The organism is Embleya sp. NPDC050493, assembly GCF_044458105.1.
GTDB lineage: Bacteria > Actinomycetota > Actinomycetes > Streptomycetales > Streptomycetaceae > Embleya.
On the sequence record NZ_JBITHP010000018.1, the window covers coordinates 95,456 to 112,986 of the forward strand.

Annotated in this window: 12 protein-coding genes; 6 read left to right on the top strand and 6 right to left on the bottom strand. The window is 71.8% G+C overall.

Annotated features, from left to right (window positions below):
* Positions 1-245: 245 nt before the first annotated feature.
* Positions 246-602, bottom strand: coding sequence for an ArsR/SmtB family transcription factor (locus ACIBM5_RS29785; protein WP_396009618.1), 357 nt, complete (start codon positions 600-602; stop codon positions 246-248).
* 145 nt (positions 603-747) lie between these two features.
* Here ACIBM5_RS29785 and ACIBM5_RS29790 point away from each other — a divergent pair, with 145 nt between their 5' ends.
* From ACIBM5_RS29790 to ACIBM5_RS29800, 3 genes are all read left to right on the top strand, one after another.
* Positions 748-1,893: a cation diffusion facilitator family transporter gene (locus tag ACIBM5_RS29790; RefSeq protein ID WP_396009619.1), complete on the top strand. Its 1,146-nt coding sequence runs from the start codon at positions 748-750 to the stop codon at positions 1,891-1,893.
* A gap of 258 nt (positions 1,894-2,151) precedes the next feature.
* On the top strand, positions 2,152-2,973 hold the full coding sequence (locus ACIBM5_RS29795) for a lipase family protein (RefSeq protein WP_396009621.1): 822 nt from the start codon (positions 2,152-2,154) through the stop codon (positions 2,971-2,973).
* A 291-nt stretch (positions 2,974-3,264) separates the two neighbouring features.
* On the top strand, positions 3,265-4,239 hold the full coding sequence (locus ACIBM5_RS29800; protein WP_396009622.1) for a hypothetical protein: 975 nt from the start codon (positions 3,265-3,267) through the stop codon (positions 4,237-4,239).
* Between the two features lie 1,288 nt (positions 4,240-5,527).
* Here ACIBM5_RS29800 and ACIBM5_RS29805 read toward each other — a convergent pair.
* A complete protein-coding gene (locus ACIBM5_RS29805; protein ID WP_396009623.1) occupies positions 5,528-6,811 on the bottom strand; it encodes an MFS transporter in 1,284 nt (427 codons plus the stop codon).
* A gap of 46 nt (positions 6,812-6,857) precedes the next feature.
* Between ACIBM5_RS29805 and ACIBM5_RS29810 the strand changes: the two genes are divergently transcribed.
* Both ACIBM5_RS29810 and ACIBM5_RS29815 read left to right on the top strand, forming a co-directional pair.
* Complete coding sequence (locus ACIBM5_RS29810) at positions 6,858-7,472, top strand: TetR/AcrR family transcriptional regulator (RefSeq protein WP_396009624.1); 615 nt, start codon at positions 6,858-6,860, stop codon at positions 7,470-7,472.
* Positions 7,473-7,568: 96 nt separating this feature from the next.
* On the top strand, positions 7,569-8,513 hold the full coding sequence (locus tag ACIBM5_RS29815) for an SAM-dependent methyltransferase (protein WP_396009626.1): 945 nt from the start codon (positions 7,569-7,571) through the stop codon (positions 8,511-8,513).
* Between the two features lie 247 nt (positions 8,514-8,760).
* Here the strand turns inward: ACIBM5_RS29815 and ACIBM5_RS29820 are convergent, their stop codons facing one another.
* Together ACIBM5_RS29820 and ACIBM5_RS29825 are read right to left on the bottom strand one after the other, a co-directional pair.
* Positions 8,761-9,222 (bottom strand): DUF5990 family protein, encoded by a 462-nt coding sequence (locus ACIBM5_RS29820; protein WP_396009627.1) that lies wholly within the window; start codon positions 9,220-9,222, stop codon positions 8,761-8,763.
* 890 nt (positions 9,223-10,112) lie between these two features.
* Positions 10,113-13,385: a BTAD domain-containing putative transcriptional regulator gene (locus ACIBM5_RS29825; RefSeq protein WP_396009628.1), complete on the bottom strand. Its 3,273-nt coding sequence runs from the start codon at positions 13,383-13,385 to the stop codon at positions 10,113-10,115.
* Between the two features lie 170 nt (positions 13,386-13,555).
* On the opposite strand from ACIBM5_RS29825, the gene ACIBM5_RS29830 reads away from it, so the two are divergent.
* Positions 13,556-14,425: a polysaccharide deacetylase family protein gene (locus ACIBM5_RS29830; RefSeq protein WP_396009630.1), complete on the top strand. Its 870-nt coding sequence runs from the start codon at positions 13,556-13,558 to the stop codon at positions 14,423-14,425.
* 268 nt (positions 14,426-14,693) lie between these two features.
* Here the strand turns inward: ACIBM5_RS29830 and ACIBM5_RS29835 are convergent, their stop codons facing one another.
* Together ACIBM5_RS29835 and ACIBM5_RS29840 are read right to left on the bottom strand one after the other, a co-directional pair.
* Positions 14,694-15,656 (bottom strand): zinc-binding alcohol dehydrogenase family protein, encoded by a 963-nt coding sequence (locus ACIBM5_RS29835; RefSeq protein WP_396009631.1) that lies wholly within the window; start codon positions 15,654-15,656, stop codon positions 14,694-14,696.
* 245 nt (positions 15,657-15,901) lie between these two features.
* On the bottom strand, positions 15,902-17,254 hold the full coding sequence (locus ACIBM5_RS29840) for a nitrate/nitrite transporter (RefSeq protein WP_396009632.1): 1,353 nt from the start codon (positions 17,252-17,254) through the stop codon (positions 15,902-15,904).
* Between the last annotated feature and the right edge of the window lie 277 nt (positions 17,255-17,531).

Consider the following 17,531-nt stretch of genomic DNA (forward strand, 5'->3'; position numbering starts at 1 on the left):
TCAATAACCCCCCCGGCCCCCGCCCGCCCGCCGACCCGGCGGCCGGCGCACCACCCTGGGCGTCGCCCCCCCCCCCCACCCGGCGGCGGGGCCCCCCCACCGCACCAGACCCGGGGCCGGCCGACGCGTGGACGGTGGCCCGGGAACGAGCCACGCGGCGTGCGGCATGCGGCATGCGGCATGCGATCTGCCACTCCGAGGACTGCCCGAGTGTGCGAGTCGGGAGCGGCGGGGTCGGGTCGTGGTCAGTCGTGCGGTGGGAGGTTGCCGATCCGGTGGTCGGCGACCCGCAGGGCCTCGTCGACGAGACGGTTGACGTGCCCGTGGGGCAAGGCGTAGACGACGCGGCGGCCTTCCTTGCGGGTGATCACGAGTCCGGCCAGTCGCAGCCGGGCCAGATGTTGGCTGACGGAGGTGCGGCTCGCGCCACACGCCTCGGTCAGGGTGCCCACATCGGCCTCGCCCTCGGCCAGGCGTCGCAGCAGGGCCAGTCGGGTGCGGTCCGCCAGCAGGGTCAGGACCTCCACCGCGACCGCGTATCGCTCGCTTTCGTCATGCACCTGCGCATCGTACGCAACTGATAGGTGCATGCGTGCGCTCATACGCACATAATTGGTGAGTGCGGCCTGCCGACGACGAGCCGAATCGCCGGGTCGGCCGCCAAGAGCAGTGCGCGCAGGCAGCACAGCGCAGAAAGCACAGAGCGCGGAACACGCGACGCCGACCGCCGACCACGAGGATGCCGCCGTGCCCGAGACCACGCCGGACCACCCGCACGACCATCGTGAACACGAACACGAACACGAACACGAACATGGACACGCGCACCCCGAGTCCGAGCCCGGCTCGGGGCACGCCCACACTCACTCCCACTCCCACGCCCACCCCCACGAAACCGGCCGCCGGTCCCGAATACGCCATGTCGTGACGCACGCGCTCGCCCCCCACTCGCACGAGGCGTCCGACCGGATCGACCCGACCATGGAGGCGTCGGCGGACGGGATGCGCACGTTGTGGGTCTCACTCGCGATCCTGGGCGCGACCACCGTCCTGCAAGCCTTCGTCGTGGCGTGGTCCGGGTCGGTCGCGCTGCTCGGCGACACCGTGCACAACGGCGCCGACGCCCTGACCGCCGTGCCGCTGGGCATCGCGTTCGTCCTCGGTCGCCGCGCCGCGACCCGCCGCTTCACCTACGGCTACGGCCGCGCCGAGGACGTCGCCGGAATCATCGTCCTGTTCACCATCGTCGCGTCCTGCGTGTTCACCGCCTGGACCGCGATCGATCGTCTGTCCCACCCCCGGGAGATGTCACACCTGCCCACCGTCGCGGTCGCGGCCGTGGTTGGTTTCGTCGGGAACGAGTGGGTGGCCCGCCTCCGCATCCGCACGGGACGTCGCATCGGCTCCGCCGCACTGGTCGCCGACGGACTGCACGCGCGCACCGACGGCTTCACCTCGCTGGCCGTGCTCCTCGGTGCCGCCGGTGCCGCGCTCGGGTGGACGTCGGCCGATCCGATCGTGGGCCTGCTGATCACCCTGGCGATCCTGGCGGTCCTCAAGGACGCCACGCGCGAGGTGTTCCGGCGGTTGATGGACGCCGTGGACCCGGCACTGGTCGACACCGCCGAGCGCACGGTACGCGCGGTGCCCGGCGTGCTGGAGGTCGGCGAACTGCGGATGCGCTGGATCGGCCATCGCCTGCGCGCCGAGGTCGCCGTGATCGTCGACGCCGACCTCGACCTGCGCAGCGCCCACGGCCTGGCCGTCGCCACCGAACACGCCCTGCTGCATGCCCTCCCCCGGCTGGACGCCGCGTTGGTCCACACCGACCCGGCCACACCCACCGACGGCCACGATCCGCACGCCGCCCTGGCCCACCACTCCCGCACCTGAACACGTCGCGCCCCCACCGGGGCCGCCGCCGACGGAGCGGGCACCACGTGCTCCCGAAGGCGCGCAACCCGCCGGCCACCGAACCGTCCGGCGACCCGGTCGCCGACCCAACCCGGGGCGTGCGCGGCCGACATCCGCACGCCCCCGCGGTGCGTTCGCGCGCCCGCCGTCCGCCCGATGCCGCAGCCGAAGGAGAGCATCAGGATCACCCAGGATCGCCACATACCCGACAATTCATTCCCGGAAGGGTGTCGTTCCGTGTCCGTCCCGCCTCTGGACCACTCCACCGCCGCCGGCTACTCGCTCGCACAGGCGTACTGGCTCGCCCAGGCCGCGCGAGCGGCCTACATGACGCCCGACCAGGCCGAACAGCTCGCCCGTGATTGGGGGTTCGATCGATTCCGGCACTTCTCCTCCCCGCACACCAAGCCGTTCCCGATCGACGACACCCAGGCCTACGTGGCCGGCTCCGACCGCATGGTCCTGGTCGCGTTCCGCGGCACCGAGCCCGAACAGATCCGCGACTGGTTGTCCGACACCAACACCCCACCGGTTCCGGGGCCCGCCGGAAAGGGTTTCGTGCACTTCGGGTTTCATCGCGCCCACCATGTGGTGCACCCGGACATCATCGGCACGATCGCCGAGTTCGCCGACGGCGGCCAGACCGTATGGATCACCGGCCACAGCCTGGGCGGGGCACTCGCGATGCTCGCCGGCGCGCGCATGCACTTCGAGGCGCCGATCCTGACTCCCGACGGCGTGTACACGTACGGCCAACCCCGCACGTGCGACCGACTGCTCGCCACCGCCTACGACGCGGCGTTGAAGGACCGGACGTTCCGCTTCGTCAACAACAACGACATCGTCCCGCAGGTCCCACCCGCGCCCGTCTTCGCGCACGTCGACACGCTGCGCCACCTCGACGCGAACGGCCGCCTGCACGACAGCATGTCCGCCGTCGCCAAACTCGCCGACAAGTTCAAGGGCGCCACCGCCGACCCGTTCGCCCCGGCCTCCGACGGGCTACGCGACCACGGTATCGACCGGTACATCGCCCACCTGGAGAAGAACCTCACCTGAGCGCCGACCACACCCACCCTCGCTCGCCCCGTGTGCGCGGCCGCGTCCCGTGCACGCACGCACACGCACACGCACACGCGCACGCGCACGAAACGGCACGCGGCACCCATCCACCGCGGCACCGGCACCGGCACCGAAAAGCCATCCGAACCCTGCGCCTTCCGGCCGCTCCCGCCCGCCCGCATACCGCCAGGGTTTACCCGGTTCTCCTGCGCTCGTTGGATGCCGGGTATGCGGCCGGGCGCATAGCGTGCCGTGGTCGGGGACCGTTCGCGCGCAAAGCGGGCGAAGGTGTTCGACACCGAACGAGACCGTGATTTCCTGGAGTTCAGTGTGTCCGATGCCCGGCGCGACGTGCCCGATCCGCCCCGACCCGCGCACGCCCCACCGCCTCCCGCGGCTCCGCCCGCTCCGGCGTTCCCGCCGTACCCCGCCCCGGTCGGGCCGGGGGACGCCGGTGCGCCGGACCGTTCCGACACGTTCGCGGGTGGTCCGGGCAAATGGATCGCGCTGGTCGCGGCGGGCATCGTATCGACCGTCGTCGCCGCCTTGTTGATCAACGGCACGGACGGCGGCGGCCACGATCGCAAGGGGTTCGAGGACCCTGCCGGCGCGGGACCGCCCGCGGCCGCGGCGCAGCCGCTACCGGCGTTTCCGTCGATCGACACCACGGCTCGGATGCCGGCGGAGAGCGCGAAGCCGGCGCGCACCGCGGACGTCCGCCCCTCGGCGCCGCCCGCGCCCAGGCGGGACGGCCGGTTCACGGCCCGGCCCGAGGACCCGAGCACATGGCCGGACGCGTGCGACATCGTCACGGCCGACGATGTCCGGGGGGTCTTTCCCGACGTGCGCGGCGTCGAGGTGATCGGCACGGCCGACACACGCGGATTCCTCAAGAGCAAGGGGCCCGCACTGCGCAGCACGACCTGCAAACTCACCCTGGACACACCCCGGGTGATCGACGCCTACAGCACGATCAGCCTGACCGTGGACATCATGTCGATCGCCACCGGCGCCGAGATGACCCACGACTGGGACTTCTCCACGTCGGGCCCGCGCCGGCTCGCCGACTACCGGGAACTGCCGCCGTCGGCAGGCGCGGACGCCGGCTACAGCGCACAGGGCGGCGTGCAGTTCCGCAAGGACGAGTTCATCGTGCGCATCACCGCCCTGGGCCACCTGTCCACACCGGACGGCTACCCCCAACGCGGCTGGGAGGTCGACCTGTTGCCCCGACTCGTCGGCAAGGCCACCACCCGCCTGTAACCGGCCGCAACCAACGGCGGCCGCAGCGGCGGGTCCAGCGGGCACGCCCCGGCCACCTCCGTGCCCGCCACCCGGTTCAGCCGACGAGCGCCTCGGGTGATCCGACGGGTGGCCCGGCCGGCGACCGCTGCACGATCGGCCTCGGCCGGCCGTCCTCGGGCTCGAACCCCTGAAGGGCAATCAGGACTTGCGCCCATCAAACGGCCACCCGAGGCGAATCGGCCAGTGCCTCGACGCCTGCCACCGGGCCGTCGAGCCCTCGGGACACCGCCACCTGTCGACCGATTTTCCACCGGCTCGCACCCTCGCGGGGGTTCCCCACTCCGACTCGGGCGACCCGGACGGCCTACGGCCACCACGGGCAGCGCCCATTCGTACCCGGTCCGGCCCGGCCTGGACCGCTCCACGTCGGGGCCCGCGCGGATCCATCGGACCCGGCGCCCCGGGTCGACGCCTGCCGGGTCGACGGCACCCCGCCGCACACCTACGGCTCGGCGAGATCCGGCGCACGGTCGACACAGCCGGCACGCGCTCGGGCGGGCCGAGGGCGGCCGATCGGCCGACTGACTGGCCGACCGACCAATCGGCCCGACCCGACGGCACGGTCAAAAGCCGTGCCCCGGCCGCGAGAAGTCGCCGAACTCGACCCGATTGGCACAGCGCGTCCGACCGGGCCGGTCGCGACCCGGCAGCCGGGCGCGAATCCGCAGGTACCGGCCCTGCGCGGCGTCCGCCGCCGATTCCCCCGCCCGCACTCGCGCAGCGCGGGTCCGGCAAAACCCGAGGTGGGCGGCGCCGCGTCCACACCGCCGTTCGGGTGATCGGCGATCGGCCGGCCGACCCGCCGTCCGCGCCCGTGGTACCTGTGGAGTGGCCTTTCCGGTCGGAGAAGGAGGATTCATGTCCGACACCGTCCGTCCCGATGTCGACGCCACACCGACGGCCCGGGATTCCCGGCTAACCGTGACCGTGTACCGGGTCGACCCGCACGGTACCCGGCTGATCCGAGGCTCCCGCGTCCATCAGGGAACTCCGCCGTCGATCCTCGCCTTCCCGGAAGAGCCCCCCTGTCGCTGCTCCGCTGCCTGCCGCTATCCGAACACCGACGCCCCACACCCGATCACCCCGCCCGAAGGGTGACCCGGATCGTCCGCCGGCACCCTTGGCCCTCACACCGCCCGCCACGCACCACTCTGTCCGAGCCACGGCGCCCCGACGCGGCCCCCGACCCCTCGTCGCGTGAGCCGGTGCGTAGGGGCATCGCGGCCGCCCCCATCCCCGCTCCGGTTCAAAAGACCTTCCCCTCCCCCTCCCCGGCGACCGCCCCGGCTACCGGATTACCCGGAGGCAGCGTTCCGACCCGCGCGGCGGAACGTGTGCCGATCAGACCGGCGACGATCACCAGTCCCGCCCCCGCATGGAACGGAACCCGCAGACCAAAGGAATGCGCGGTGAACCCGGCCGACACCGCCCCCAACGCCGTACCGCCGGCAACGACCATCTGATACGCCATCGTCACCCGCCCCAACAACTCGGCGGGCACCAACGCTTGGCGCAGCGACACCGCGGTGACGCTCCAGGCCAGGCTCCCCGCCCCGTACATCGCGATCCCCAACGCGGCCACCGGGCCCGAGGTCGCGCTGCCGACGACCACGGCGGCAAACGCGGTACCCACGACGGAAGTTCGCAGGATCCGGACGGCGCCGTAGCGCGCCGTGGCCACAGGCGTCGACAAAGCACCGAGCACCCCGCCGACCGCGAACGAGGCGATCAGCAAAGCGAATCCGAGATCACCCAGGCCGAGGGTGCGCTGGGCGTAGAGCACGAGAATGGCGATCAGACCGCCGCCGACCAGGCTGTTGATCCCGGACGCCAGGCACAGTCGACGCAGCATGGGATGCCGTCGGAGCCAACGGACCCCCTCGGTCGTGTCACGGCGCAGGCTCGTCCAGGTCTTGACCGCCGACGCGCCGCCCGGCCGGAAGTTCCCCCGAAGCAGCAGCACGATCACCGCCGCTGCGGCGAAGGACGCCGCATCCACGGCGAACGGCAGCGCGGCGGCCATCCCGAACAGCAGGGCGCCCAACGGGGTTCCGAGCAGGGTCTCGGTGATCAGCGAACTCGCCTGAAGGCGGGCGTTGGCCCGGGTGAGCGCAGCGGGCGCAACCAGCGCCGGAACCATTCCCGACCAGGCGCCGCTGTACAACGTCTGCCCGCAGCCGAGCAGGAAGGCAACGACCGTCAGCAGCACAATGGTTGCCATCCCGCCTGCCACTGCCGCGGCGAGTGCGGCGACCAACAGGGCTCGTGCCGCATCGACGAGCCACAGGATGCGTCGGCGGTCGAGGCGGTCGGCCAGTACGCCCGAGGGTAGGCCAAGGAGCAGCCAGGGTGCCTGTTCGGCCAGCGACACGGCCGCGATCTGCCTTGGATCCGTGGTGAGTTGCGCGGCGAGCAGCGGCAAGGCGACGAAACTCATGCCGCTGCCGAGGCTGGATACGGTAACCGAGGCCCAGAGCCGATCGAAGCTGGGTCCGAGCCGTGTACGCGGGGTTCCCCTGCCCGATAACATGAACCAGACTCTGATTCGTGTTCTTCGAAGTGTCAAGGAGTCGTGGATGACCGATCAAGCCCATCGGCCGCAACAGCAACGCAGTCGGGAGAAGGTCGCCCGCATCCTGCAGGCGACCGCGAGGTTGCTGGAGACGACCCCTTACGAAGAACTCGGCACCAAGGTGATCGCCGCCGAAGCGGGTGTCTCCATCGGCGTGCTCTACCGCTACTTCGCCGACAAGGAGGCGATCGTCGGTGACCTGATCCGGGACTGGCTCCGGAAGGACGTGCGGATCGCCGAACAGGTCACCGAAGAGCAGCCGCTGCCCGATAGCTCACAGGAGTTGCTCGCAAAGCTCGTCGCCGCGTACGCGGACCGTTTTCGCGCCCAAGCCGGCTACCGCCGCGTCTGGTTTCACGGGCCGCGGATCGCCGCGGTGGGTGCGGTCGGTCGGCAGACCGACATGGACATCGCCGATCGGCTGCACCGGGCCCTCGTACGCGGATACGCGATGCCGGACACCGAGTTGTCCCGCCGGCGGGCCCGACTCGCGGTCGTGGTCGGGGGTGGTCTGCTCGACCTCGCCTTTCGCGAACGGCCGGAAGGAGACCCGGAGATCCTCGCCGATGCCGCGCTCATGATGGACCGCTATCTCTTCGCGCCGTCCTCGGATGCCTGAGTCGGCGACCGACGGCCGATCGGGTTGCGTGTGACGCGTGGTGAAAGGATGCACATGATTCTGTGACGATCGTGTGAAGCGACGGGATGAGAGTGCATGAACGCGAACCGGCAGACCCCTGCGCGGAACGAACCCACCGAACCGGTCGGATCAACCGAAGCGACCCGGTCGGTCGAAGAGGCCGCTCCGACCGGATCCACCGCATCCACCGCATCAGTCGAACGTGTCGGATACGTCGAATCCGCCTCGCCGATCGACGACTTCGAAGCGGCTCTCGCGATCGACACGACGACGCCGCACTCGGCGCGGATGTGGAACTTTTGGCTGGGTGGCAAGGACAACTACCCGGTAGACCGGGCCCTGGGCGAGCAGTTACAGAAGTCGTTCCCGCAGATCGTCGACATCGCCCGCGCCTCCCGTCGGTTCCAGGCGCGCGCCGTGCGCCACCTGGCGGGTGAGGCCGGGATACGGCAATTCCTGGATCTGGGCACCGGGTTGCCCACGGCCGAGGCCACTCACGAGGTGGCCCAGCAGGCCGCCCCGCAGGCGCGCATCGTCTACGTGGACAACGACCCGATCGTGCTCGCCCACGCCCGCGCGCTGCTGTCCGGCCGCCCCGAGGGGGCAACGGCGTACGTGCCGGCCGATCTCACCGACGCCGAGACCGTGTTGCGCGAAGCCGGCAGGACGCTGGACCTGAGCCGACCGATCGCGCTGATGGTGCTCTCCACCCTGGGTCATGTCACCGACGACGCCCGTGCCGCCACCCTGTTGCGCACCTATCTGGACGCATTCCCCGCAGGCAGCCACCTGGTCCTGTGCGACACCGTCGAAACCCCGCTGACGCGCGCCGCGTCGGACGAGTACGCCGACGGCGGCGCCCTCCCGTATGTCTCGCGTCCCGCCGAGGTGCTCCGCTCCTTCGCCGACGGCCTCGACCTCCTCGAACCCGGCTTCGGCTCGATCAGCCTGTGGCGCCCCGACGAGCCCGTCACCACCGAGCCGGTCGACCAATGGGGATTCGTCGCCGTCAAACGCTGAACCCGACCGGTGCGGCGAGGGCGGGAGTCGGGCGCGGGTCGGCAGAGCACGGTCGCAAGGAGGCTCGCGGAAATCACCGCCATCACCCTCGACTGTGCGGATCCCGCGAGGCTCGCCGAGTTCTACCGACCAGGTCGCCGCCCCGAGCAACCGGCCGAACCGGCCGGAGACCGGTCGGACCCACCGGAAGGCCCGGGCCGATCGGATCGATCGAACCGGTCGAACCCGTCGGGCACAGGCTCCCCGCCTACTCCGGGGTGCCCGCCGTCCAGGTGATGGTCGGCGGGACGACACGCGCGCATCGCGGCTCCCCGCAGGCGTCGGTCAGCCCGAGTCGGCCGATCAGCAGACCGGAACGGACCGCGGCGGCCAGGACGTCGGTCGGGACCTCGGCAAGCATGAGCTTGGCTCGGCGGAACATCGCGAATGCGCCCGCGCCGTCGACCGTGCCCCACGAGAGGTACACGAACCGGTCCCCCGGACGGCCCTGGATGTACGGCCCCTTGAGGTCGAGACCGGACGCCGTCCGGGTCGCGGCCGCCTCCACCGTCCAGCCGGCGTGCGGGGCGTCGGCCGAGTGCGGGTCGAGCAGCTCACCCGGGCGGTCGCGCCGCTGTACGGCGACGTGGACGTTCCGGTACTCGGGGTCGGCCGCCCCGGGCGGACAGACCGGCCCGGGGAGGTCGACGGCGTCGATACGAATCCTCATGGGGACATGATCCCCTCGATCCGGTCACTTCCGCGGGGGCGCCCCACGCCGGGCGGCGCGTCGGCTCCCGGAGGTCGATTCCGGGGTCCCGCCGGACAGTTCCCCGATCGCGTGCGTGCATCGTTCGGTCACGCCCATGCATCGCGGGCAGAACATCTCGTGCCGGCGTCGGCCCTCGCCGATGCCGACGTCGTCGAGCCCCTCCGTGGGGCCGACGCCGTGCCGTACCGGGCCCTTGCGGCCCGACGACTGCCAAGCGGCATTCGGCATGTTCGGGGCCGTTCTCGTCCTGCGCATGTTCGCTCCATCCGAAATGATCCGTCGCCTTCACCAGGTAAGCCGCCGGCAACGCATTGCGCATGCCCGAGAACGAGCCCGGCGCGCCGCCAAGCCCACCCGGGACCGGAAGAACCCACCCCCGGCCATGCGCCCGCGCGGGTGAACACCCACCGCGGACCACACGCACGCCCTCGCGCTCGCCACGCCACGCCACGCCACGCCACGCCACGCCACGCCAACCATCGCACCGACCCCTGCCCCGGCAGCCCATGGACGGTCGGCCGTCGGCGCCCCCATCCCCCAGCGGCGTCGCGACGAAGGCCCTCCCCCGGCGTGAGCCGACGATGCCGCCCGCCATGCCCAGCCCATCGCACGCGCCTCCGGACCCGCCAGTGGCGCCGCCCCCGGCCCCGGCAGCCGTTTCCGGTCAACACCCCCGCCACGCCCCCGTCGACGACCGCGCGGCCCCGCCGACGACCGCGCGGCCCCGCCGACGGCTCACGACAATCGGCGGCCCAGTCCCCGTCCCCGGCCACCCCGCCACCCGGCCACCCGGCCACCCGGTAATCCGGTCACCCGGTCACCCGTTCGGCGGCTCAACCCGCGGCGGCTCAACCCACGGCGGCCAACGTCTCCGTCGCGCTGCGGGCCGTCGTCTCCGGAGGTGATGTGGCGCCCCGGGTGAACGCGGCGGTGAAGGCCGCCGGGCCCAGGGTCGCCGTCGCGGCCCCGGTGATCCGGTCGACGTCGATACGCTCGGCGGCCGGCAGCGGCGCGCCCACGCTGCGCCGGGCCGCGTCGGACGCGCCGAGCAGTCGGGCCGCCTGCTCCGCCGCAGCGGTCGTGCCCGCGAGCGAGGCCGCGCCGGCCAGGCCCTCCAGGGACAGGGCCAGCGCGCGCGGTTCGGCGAGCGAGCGCGCGATGTCCAGGCTGCGCAGGTGATGGGCGAGCGCCCCGGCGGCGTTCCCGCGCAGTTCGTCGACAAAGCCCAACTCCGCCTCGACCAGATGTCTCCCGGCCGGCGAGGAGAGTTCGGCGTCCCGCATGTGCACCAGGTGCGCCTCGGCCTCGTCGAGATCGCCGGAGCGCCGTGCTCCCAGCGCCAGGCCCATCAGCGCGTGGATCTCCCCGTACTTGAAGCCCTGCTCGACGGCCGCCCGTCGCGCCTGTTCGTGCAGCTCGCGGGCACGCTCCCAGGCGTGTTCGAGCAGCGCGAGTCGGCCCAGACCGGACAACCGCGCACAGACCTCGACCGCCAGACCCAGTTCCCGGGCCGGCCGCAGGCCCTCGCGGTGGAAACGCGTCGCCTCGGCGTGGTCGCCCTTGATCTCGGCGAGTGCGGCCAGCGGTTGTACGGTCTGCGCCTCACCCCAGCGGTCGCCGACGGCCCGGAAGAGTGCGGCGCTGCGCAGGCCGTCCTCGCGCACCGCGTCGAGATCGCCGCGGATCAGCGCGCACATCGCCCGCAGTGCGAGCCCCGCGGCGGTGCCCCACCGATCGCCGTCGGCATCGGCCCGGCCCAGCGCGCGATCGTTGGCCACCTCCGCGGCGCGCACTTCGCCCCCGTTGAACAACCCGTACGCGTACAGCCACAATGCCGGCGCGGGCACCGCCGGGTCGACGGCGGCCGCGTCCGAGTCGGTCGGGGACGTCGGACGGTCTCCGGTGAGCAGGGTGAACGCGTCGTGGAGCAGGCGTAGTTCGCTCGCCTGCGGCACGGCGTCCAGGATCCGCCCGAGCCGCCGCCGCGCCTCGCCCGGCCGTCCGCGCAGGAGCCACCACCAGGCCAACGCTGCGGCGAAGCGCCGGGCCGGGTCCGCGCCCATACCCTGGTCGGCACCCGGGGCGGCATCCGCCGACGCATGTCGGATCGCCGCCTCCAGCGCCGCGTACAGGTTGGCCGACTCCGCGTCCAGGCGCTCCAGCCATTCCCGCTGCCCGTGGTCGCACAGGCGCGGTCGCGCGCGTTCGGCGAAGTCGAGGTAGTAGGCCAGGTGTCGGTCCCGGACGGCGTCGGCTTCCTCGGTCCGGGCCAGTCGTTCCTGTGCGTAGGCCGCGACGGATTCGAGCAGGCGATAGCGAGGCGCCGTGCCGCCCGCGCCGTCGACCATCACGACCAGCGACTTCTCGACCAGCCGCGCGAGCAGGTCGACGACCTCGTCCTGCCGCACCCCCGCGCCGGCGCAGACCGCCTCGGCCGCCTCCAGCGTGCAGCCGTCCCGATGTACCGCGAGCCGGCACAGGACGATGCGCTCGCGGGTACGGAGCAGGTCCCAACTCCAGTCGATCATCGCCCGGAGCGTCTGTTGCCGTGCCGGGGTGCCGCGGCGTCCGGAGGTGAGCAGCCGGAAGCGGTCGTCCAGGCGGGCCGCCAACTGGGCCATGCCCAGGGCCCGTACCCGGGTGGCGGCCAATTCGAGGGCCAGCGGAATGCCGTCGAGCCGCAGGCAGACCTCCGCCACCAGATCCCCGATCTCGCCGGGCGCGATCGCCGCCGCCGGCGAGAAGCCCGGGGCCGAGGCGGCGGCACGTTCGGTGAACAACCGGACCGCGTCGTCTCGATGCAGCGGCTCGACCTGGAACACCGTCTCGCCGGGCAGCGCCAACGGCTCGCGGCTGGTGGCCAACACCCGCAGTCCGGGCGCGCCGGCCAGAAGCCGGTCGGTGAGTTCGGCGGCGGCTTCCACCATGTGTTCGCAGTTGTCCAGGACCAGCAACACCCGCCGGTCGCGCAGCGCCGCCACGAGTCGTTCCGCCGTCGAGCGGCCGGCCGCGGGCCCGAGTCCGTCGTCGCGGACCCCGAACACGTCGCAGACCACCTGCGCGAGTTCGGCCATTTCGCCACCGCGCCCGGCGAGTTCGACCAGCCTTACGCCGTCGGGCACGCACCCCGCGGCCTCCCGCGCGAACCGGCCTGCCACTTCCAGGGCGAGTCGGGTCTTGCCCACGCCGCCCGATCCGGTCAGCGTCACCAGGCGCGTACGTTCCAGGAGCGGCCCGAGCTCGGCGACGGCCTGTTCGCGCCCGATCAGCGGGGTCAGCGGGACGGGCAGCCGAACCTCGGGCGCGGCGGCTGGCCCTCGGGTGTCCGACCGGCCGCAGGCGGCGTCCGCGGCCTGCGCGACCGGCGCCGGCGGGCGCGGCGACTCGTCCTGGCGCAGGATCGCCGCGTGCAGGGCGACGATTTCCGGCCCGGGATCCAGGCCCAGTTCGTCGGCCAGGCGCTCACGCAGGTCCGCGTACGAGGCCAGCGCCTCGCTCTGCCGACCTGCGCGGTACAGCGCCCGCAGGTACACCGCGCGCAGCCGCTCACGCAACGGATGTTGCGCGACCGGGCCCGCGAGCTCCGCCGCGAGCGCCGCGTGCTCGCCCGCCTCCAGCCGCGCGCCCGCGTGTTCCTCGACGGCGACCAGGCGCAGTTCCTCCAGCCGCCGTGCGGCCGGCCGGGCGAACTCCTCGTCGGCGAAATCGGCGTACGCCGGCCCGCGCCACAGGCCGAGCGCCCGGGCGAGCGTCGCGGATCGCTCCCGCGGATCGCCCTGCGTCCGGGCCAGTTCCAACAGGGCCGCGAAGCGGTGCGCGTCCAGGTCGGCGTCGGCGGCGTCGATCCGCTCCAGGAGCAACCGATATCCGGGCGCCTGGTACACCACCCGGTCCCGGCCCAGGGTCCGGCGCAGTACGGAGATCCGGGTCTGGAGCGCGTTGGCGGGTCGGCCGGGCGGATCCTCGCCCCACAGGTCGTCGACGAGCCGGTCGGCGGAGACCGTACGGCCCTCGTACGTCAACAGGTCGGCGAGCAGCGCGCGGACCCCGGCCTCGGGGACCTTGAGCGGTTCACCGTCGACACCCCATACCGCCAGTGGACCCAGCACCCCGAACCGCATCGAACCACCGTACACAGCGGCTCGGGGTGACTCCTCAGCGGATCCTCAGTGGCCCCTGAGCGCCGGGGAGCACAGTCGTGTCCATCACCGGAAGGACGCACCGAAAGCGCCCGATCCGGACAGTTCCACCGAACGGGTTCGGCACGAGCCCCGACACCGGAGGCAGCACCATGGACAACGCCCTGTACGACTACAGCCCGATCGTCGACCGCGAGCCGATCCACTGGCCCGACGGTGCCCGCGTCGCCTTCTACGTGGGTCTGAACGTGGAGCACTTCCTCGTCGGGACCGCGTCGACGAGCATCAACCAGGCGACGGCGGGCCTGGTCCCGGACCCGCTGAACTTCGGCTGGCGCGACTACGGCCCGCGGGTGGGCATCTGGCGGATGATGGAGGCGTTCGACAAGTACGGGATCCGGCCGAGCGTGTTGCTCAACTCCGACGTGGTCGAGCACTACCCGCAGATCATCGAGGCGGGACTGGCCCGCGACTGGGCCTGGTTGGCGCACGGTCGCAACAACTCGACGCTCCAGGCGGACGTGGCCGACGACGAGCGCGCCTATCTGAGGCACGTCGTCGACACGATCGAGAAGGCCACCGGCCGACGTCCGCGCGGATGGCTGGGCCCGGCGCTCACCGAGACGTTCCGGACCCCGTCGCTGCTGGCCGAACTGGGCCTGGACTACACGCTGGACTGGACCAACGACGACCAGCCCTACCGGCTCAACGTGCCCGGGATGTCGAGCGTGCCGTACTCGCTCGAACTCAACGACCTGGGCCTGTTCACCGCGCATGCGCTCAGCGGCCCGGACTTCGTACAGGTGGTCAAGGACCAATTGGACCGGCTGTACGAGGAGTCCGCCGACAGCGGTCGGGTCATGTCCCTGGCGCTGCACCCGTTCGTGACCGGTCAGGCCTTCCGGCACAAGTACCTGGACCAGGCACTGGAGTACGTCGCCAACCACCCCGGCGTCTGGCTCACGACGAGCGACGAGATCGCCGAGCACTACACCCGGACGTCCGCCCCGACGGCGGGATGAGCCCGGCCGGTACGACGCGGCCCCCGGCCGCCCGGACCGAGAGCCCGGCCCGGACTCCCCCACGAGTCCGGTCCGGGCGTACCCCTGGCCGACCCGAGCCGGCGCCACCAAGCCCGGCACCCCGGCGCCTGCTACGCCACGCGGCCGGTACGGCTCGCGGCCGGCGCGCTGCGCGGCCCGTGCGGCTCGCGACCGGTGCGGCTCGCGGCCGGTGCGCTGCGCGGCAAGGGCGGCACCGAGACCCGCGCCGACGATGCAACGACGCCGGTCAACTCATAGGGTCGAGGACCAGTTTGCCGGTCGTGCGTCGTCCCTGAAGGTCCTCGTGAGCGCGGTGTGCCTCGCCGAGCGGGTACTCGCCTCCGATGTGCGGCGTGATCGCACCGGAGAGCGTGGCCCTCCACAGTTCCCGCATGGAATGGTCGACCATGTCACGCCGGGAGTAGAGCTTCGGCAGGACGAAACCGATCAGACTCTTGTTGTCGAGCATGATCCCCCGGGTCTCCACCGTGGCGGTCCTACCGCTTGCGAAGCCGAAGAGAACCAGTCGTCCGAAGTCGGCCAGTGCGTCCGACGCCGCCTGGGCGACGGTGCCGCCGGCCATTTCGAGGATGACATCGAGTCGACGTCCGCCATTCGCCTCGATCAGCTGTTCCGTGAGGTGATCGACGGCGGAGGAGTCCACGGCGGCGTCGGCGCCGAGTTTCAGCGCCGCTTCGCGTTTGGCAGGGGTGGATGCGGCGGCGACGATACGGTCGGCGCCGGCGACTCTGGCCAGTTGGATCGCGAGTGTGCCCACGCCACCGGCAGCGGCGAACACCGCTACGGATTCGCGCGGTTGCAGTCGCGCGCTGGTGTGCAGGATGTGCCAGGCGGTGTTCCCCTGTACGCCCAGCGCCAGGGCCGAACCGTCCTCGATGCCCTCGGGCACCTCGAACGTCGTCCGCGCGGGTGCGAGCGCGTATTCCGCGTAGCCGCCGCCGCGCTGGGTGAGAGCCAGGACACGTCTACCGTCACTGTCGCGCGTCCCGACGACTTCGCTGCCCAGCACGTAGGGAAGGGGCGTGTCCGCTATGTAGTTTCCCTCACGAATGTGCACGTCCGCAAAGTTCACACCGGCCCGGTGCACCCGAACCAACACCCTGCGCCCGGGTTCGGGAACCGGAACCGGTAAGTCGACCACCCGCAGCACGTCGGATCCACCGAACTCGCTCACCTGCACCGCCCGCACGCGTTTCCCCCATCGGTTCGAACGAAGCCCGACTCCCCACGGTAGCCGCCCGCGTGGTCAGCGTCGTCGCGCGTGCCGAGGCGTTCACCGGTTACGCCCTCGTTGTCCGCCCCACTCGCCCTCCCCGCCCCGCCCCGCCCGACCCAGGACGCGGACAAGAGCCAACACAGACAAGCGCGGACGCGAAATGCCGACCGGCGGTCGGTCCTCGTCGGGACCGGCCGCCGTGTCGAACGCAACTCGCCTCACACGCCTGCCAACCGCCGCGCCGACGGTCGCAGGTACACCGCCCACGTGACCACCAGGCACAGCCCGTAGAACGCGAGGAAGGCCAGGTAGGCGGCGTCGCCCCGACCGGAGTTCAGGAACGACTCGCGGAAGGCGATGTTGACCAGGACCCCGCCCAGCGCGCCGATCGCCCCCGCAATGCCCATCAGCGCACCGGACTTGCGCCGCGCGGCCGGACCCGGGCCGAGCTTGGCCGCGAAGATCGCCGGAATCATCTTGTACGCCGAGCCGTTGCCCAACCCGCTGAAGACGAACAGCAGCACGAAACCGGTCAGGAACAACCCCAGCGACTCCTGCCGCGAGGCCAGATAGACCACGAGCGCGGCACCGGCCATCGCGACGAAGTTCCAGAACGTGACCCGCGCGCCGCCCCACCGATCCGCGAACCACCCGCCCACCGGGCGCACCAGCGAGCCCAACAGCGGTCCCAGGAAGGTCAGGTAGGCCGCCTTGACCGGAGTGGCGAACTCCGCGTGGAACTGCACCTGGAGCACCTGCCCGAAGGCGAACCCGAAGCCGATGAACGACCCGAACGTGCCGATGTACAGCAGCGACATCACCCACGCATGCGGCTCCCGGGCGACCTCGCGCATCGCGCCCTTGTCATTGCGCAGCGCGGGCAGGTTGTCCATGTAGCGCGCGGACAACAGGGCGGCGAGCACGATCAGCGGGATGTACACCACGAGCAGCAGCCGAGGATGCCCCGCGCCCGCCGTGGCCAGCACCGCGAGCCCGACCAACTGCACCGCCGGCACGCCCAGGTTGCCGCCACCGGCGTTGATCCCGAGCGCCCATCCCTTCAGCCGCTGCGGATAGAACGCGTTGATGTTCGCCATCGAGGAGGCGAAGTTGCCGCCGCCGACCCCGGCCAATGCGGCGACCGCGAGCAACGTGCCGTAGGAGACGCCCGGTTCCAACACGATCGCGATCGCCGTCGTGGGCAGCAGCAGCAACAGTGCGCTCACCACGGTCCAGTTCCGGCCACCGAAGCGGGCGACCGCGAACGTGTACGGAATCCGCATCGCACCGCCGACCAGGGTCGGCACGGCGGTCAGGGTGAACTTCTGCGCGGGGTCGAACCCGTAGGCCGGGCCGAGGAAGAGCACGATGACCGACCACAGGCTCCAGACCGAGAAGCCGATGTGCTCGGACAGGACGGAGAAGATCAGATTGCGCCGAGCGATCCCGGCTCCCGCCTGCGCCCAGAACGCCTCGTCCTCGGGCCGCCAGTCGTCGAGTGGTCCGGACCCGGGTGCGGCGATGGGTCCGGCCGTGCTGGTGGTTGTCGTTGTCGTTGTCGTCGTCGTCACTGGGACCTGCCTGTCCGAGGGGGGGAATTCCGGCTGACGCTCCGTCACGCTAGAAACGGCAGATTTCCGCGCACTACGTCGTGTCGGTCGCCGGCGCTACAAGTCGCTCAGCATCGGCGTCGAAGCGGTGTGAGAATTCCGGGAACGACACGGCAGGGCATGACACGGCACGGCGTCACGTGGCATGGCATGGCATGGCGTGATGTGGTGTGGTGTGGTGCCGACCTGGGCGCCATCACGGGCGCAGGCAAGGGCACTGGTACCCGCACGGGCACGG

Bases quoted from the DNA above. Each gene is read 5' to 3' on its own strand.
- ACIBM5_RS29785 (WP_396009618.1), bottom strand. From the start codon at position 602: ATGAGCGCACGCATGCACCTATCAGTTGCGTACGATGCGCAGGTGCAT.
- ACIBM5_RS29805 (WP_396009623.1), bottom strand. From the start codon at position 6,811: ATGTTATCGGGCAGGGGAACCCCGCGTACACGGCTCGGACCCAGCTTC.
- ACIBM5_RS29810 (WP_396009624.1), top strand. From the start codon at position 6,858: ATGACCGATCAAGCCCATCGGCCGCAACAGCAACGCAGTCGGGAGAAG.
- ACIBM5_RS29815 (WP_396009626.1), top strand. From the start codon at position 7,569: ATGAACGCGAACCGGCAGACCCCTGCGCGGAACGAACCCACCGAACCG.
- ACIBM5_RS29820 (WP_396009627.1), bottom strand. From the start codon at position 9,222: ATGAGGATTCGTATCGACGCCGTCGACCTCCCCGGGCCGGTCTGTCCG.
- ACIBM5_RS29825 (WP_396009628.1), bottom strand. From the start codon at position 13,385: ATGCGGTTCGGGGTGCTGGGTCCACTGGCGGTATGGGGTGTCGACGGT.
- ACIBM5_RS29830 (WP_396009630.1), top strand. From the start codon at position 13,556: ATGGACAACGCCCTGTACGACTACAGCCCGATCGTCGACCGCGAGCCG.